The sequence below is a fragment of the Pseudonocardia sp. genome (genome assembly GCF_025965585.1).
Classification (GTDB): Bacteria; Actinomycetota; Actinomycetes; order Mycobacteriales; family Pseudonocardiaceae; genus Pseudonocardia.
In genome coordinates this window covers 1-2910 of sequence record NZ_JAOPWR010000441.1, presented here as the reverse complement: position 1 = coordinate 2910, position 2910 = coordinate 1, and the positions used below count along the sequence as shown (strand labels likewise).

Below are 2910 nucleotides of genomic sequence, written 5' to 3'. Positions count from 1 at the left end.
ATCTCGGGCGGTGGCGCCATGCAAACAACCGGCACCGGCACCTTCGTCGTCACGTGGAACACCGGGCTGACTACGACGGGCACGGACACGAAGATCGTGATCACGCCCTCGCAGTGCCCGTCGACCTCCCCGGAAGAGGTCGAGGCGTTCGGCGACGTGACCGGTGGTACGGCTACACGCCTTATTGGCGGACAGGCACACAGCTTCTTCTGCGTCAGTGCCACCGAGCGCGTGCTTCTGCCCGGTACGACGTGGGACATGTAAGGACATGTAAGGACGCATCTCTTCGAAGCGTTCGGGCAGTCGACCTCGGTGGTCGTGATGCTGGTACCTCGGGTAATGCGTAGCCGCCCCGAACCGTTGCTCTGACATCGGTCCCTGCGGCGGGGTTTCGAAGTGAAACTGGCCTCCGGCCCGCGCCGGGGGCTAGTTTCGCGTTGGTTCCCCGGCCCAAAGGGCTAACCCCACCGGCGGTGGGGCCTTGCTACGCACGCCCGATCGACGGTGGAGCCACTTGCCTTACGAGGGTCAGGTGCTGATCGACACACCCCGCGACCTGTGTGATTGAACGGCACTTACGATCGCTACATCAACCCGTCGAAACTCGTTACACGTGTAACGATATTTGCTCCACCAACGACGAAGGGTAGGAATCGATCGTCTGACTCCAGAAATGGGCGGATCCGCATTGAATGAAGCTCTTCCACTCGGAAATTCTGATGCTGTTCATTCGAGTGATGGTCAGACAATCGACGGTTCGGCCGGCTGTCGCTCGATCTCTCCCACGACCGAAGATCGGCCTCCCTACACCGCGACCGAGTCCGAGGCCACGAAGCCAGCTCCTCGTCCTCAGCCCGCGATGGACGAGTCGCCGTGGCAGACGACCAGGGAGCGCGTACGGGAGTCCATAACCGAAGCACGGAAGCTCGCGCGACGCGAGCTTCGGGCGAGGTTGCCTGCAGTGACGGAACGCGTGGTCGAGTACGTATTCGATGAGGACGGCTTCTACGAGGGCGTCGCTGACAAGCTCATCGAAGGGCTGCCGATCAGACGACGCGCAACTGGACTAATGGCAGCCCGCTCCGCCGCGCCGGTACCGCTACCCCGGACGCCGTCGGTTTGACGACTGCGCGGCGGTGGCCGGGGATCGTGTTCGCGCCCTAGCCCGACCGCCTGCCACCAGCAGTCGCCGTGACCGCACCGACTCGCGGCGCGGTCCTGCGATCGGCGCGGCCGGCGGCCGTCGCGGCGCGCGAACAGCGGAGCAGATTGCCGCCACCGGTCCGTAGACACCGCCGTCGAGGCGGTCGACGATGGCCGGGCGGCAGTGTCGGGGGCCGCGCACGACGCGGATGCGCGCGGGCGACGCCGCCACCTCCGGTTGTCAACCGGCGGCCGGAGATCGCAGTACTCAACGGAGCAAGCCCATGCCCTTCGTCACCGTCGGTCAGGAAAACTCCGGCAACATCGACATCTACTACGAGGACCACGGCGGCGGCCGCCCGGTGGTACTCATCCACGGCTACCCGCTGTCCGGGCACTCCTGGGAGAAACAACTCCGCCCGCTGCTCGACGCCGGCCACCGGGTGATCACCTACGACCGCCGCGGCTTCGGCGATTCCAGCCGGCCCACCGTCGGCTACGACTACGACACCTTCACGGCCGACCTGCACGCCCTGATGCAGACCCTGGACCTGCGCGACACCACCCTGGTCGGATTCTCGATGGGCACCGGCGAGGTGACCCGCTACCTGGGCACCCACGGCTCCGACCGGGTCCGCACCGCCGTCCTGCTCGGACCCATCCCGCCCTACCTGCTCAAGACCGACGACAACCCCGAGGGCGTCGACAAGAGCGTCTTCGACCAGATCATGGCGGCGGTCACCGCCGACCGCCCGGCGTACCTGAAGGACTTCTTCGACAACTTCGACAACGTCGACAAGCTCCGCGGCACCCGGATCAGCGACCAGGCGTTGCAGGCGAGCTTCAACGTCGCCGCCGGCGCATCCGCCTACGCCACCTGGGCCTGCGTCCCGACCTGGCTGACCGACTTCCGCGGCGACCTGCCCAAGATCGACGTCCCGATGCTGGTGGTGCAGGGCACCGAGGACCGCATCCTGCCCATCGACGCCACCGGCAGGCGGCTGCCCGCGCTCATCAAGGACGCCCGCTTCGTGGAGATCGACGGCGGCCCGCACAACATCGGCTGGACCCACGCCGCGGAGGTCAACCGCGAGCTACTCGGCTTCCTCGCGGGATGACCAGGCATCTGGGCACACATCGGCGATCGGGTGAAAGCCCAGGTGACGGGCGCCTTCTCGGTCGCAGGGGATGATCTTGGTCTGTGACTGGCCGGGACCTCCTGTCGCCGGGCCGTTCGACCCCGTCGCGGTCGGGAGGGGCAGGTTGGCCGGATGTACATCGGGAGAACGCGCGGAGGCGTGGTGAGGCTGCTCCCGACCGGTTACCGCCGCGCCGCGTCTCCGGGAAGCGCGGAAGGAGAGTGCGCCATGTCAGTGGAGACTGCGGGCAAGCAGCCCGTGGAGGAGCGGAGCTTTCAGGAAGCGCCGGACGGTGGCTACGTCACGACGGCGCGGGGCCTGGGGGTCTTGCGGACGCCGCGGTTGAACAAGGGGACGGCGTTCACTCGGGAAGAGCGGGCGGCACTCGGGCTGGACGGGCTCTTGCCGCCGGTGGTCACGACGCTCGAGGAGCAGGAGCGGCGGGTGTACCGGCAGTACCGGGCCCAGCCGACCGACCTGCTCAAGAACGTCTACCTCACGGCGCTGCACGACCGCAACGAGCATCAAGGAAAACCGCCGCGTCAGGATGAAGTTCGCCGCGGCTGACGTATGTGTCCTCGAGGAACTTGGCGTGGCCCATCAGGTCGGCCTTTGCGCGGTCGGTGAG

At 67.0% G+C, this 2910-nt stretch carries 3 protein-coding genes; all 3 read left to right on the top strand.

Annotation, left to right across the window (positions count from 1 at the left end; translation table 11 throughout):
* A partial coding sequence (locus JWR81_RS27195; RefSeq protein ID WP_297659065.1) for a hypothetical protein occupies window positions 1-264 on the top strand: 264 nt, incomplete at its 5' end.
* A 1163-nt stretch (window positions 265-1427) separates the two neighbouring features.
* The gene (locus JWR81_RS27190) at window positions 1428-2261 is read left to right on the top strand and encodes an alpha/beta hydrolase (RefSeq protein WP_297659064.1); all 834 of its coding nucleotides are present in this window, start codon (window positions 1428-1430) and stop codon (window positions 2259-2261) included.
* 249 nt (window positions 2262-2510) lie between these two features.
* Window positions 2511-2849 carry a hypothetical protein gene (locus JWR81_RS27185; RefSeq protein WP_297659063.1) on the top strand — a complete coding sequence of 113 codons (339 nt, stop codon included), beginning with the start codon at window positions 2511-2513 and terminating at the stop codon, window positions 2847-2849.
* Window positions 2850-2910 lie beyond the last annotated feature (61 nt).

Coding starts and splice junctions, on each gene's coding strand:
- JWR81_RS27190 (WP_297659064.1), top strand. CDS start 1,428: ATGCCCTTCGTCACCGTCGGTCAGGAAAACTCCGGCAACATCGACATC.
- JWR81_RS27185 (WP_297659063.1), top strand. CDS start 2,511: ATGTCAGTGGAGACTGCGGGCAAGCAGCCCGTGGAGGAGCGGAGCTTT.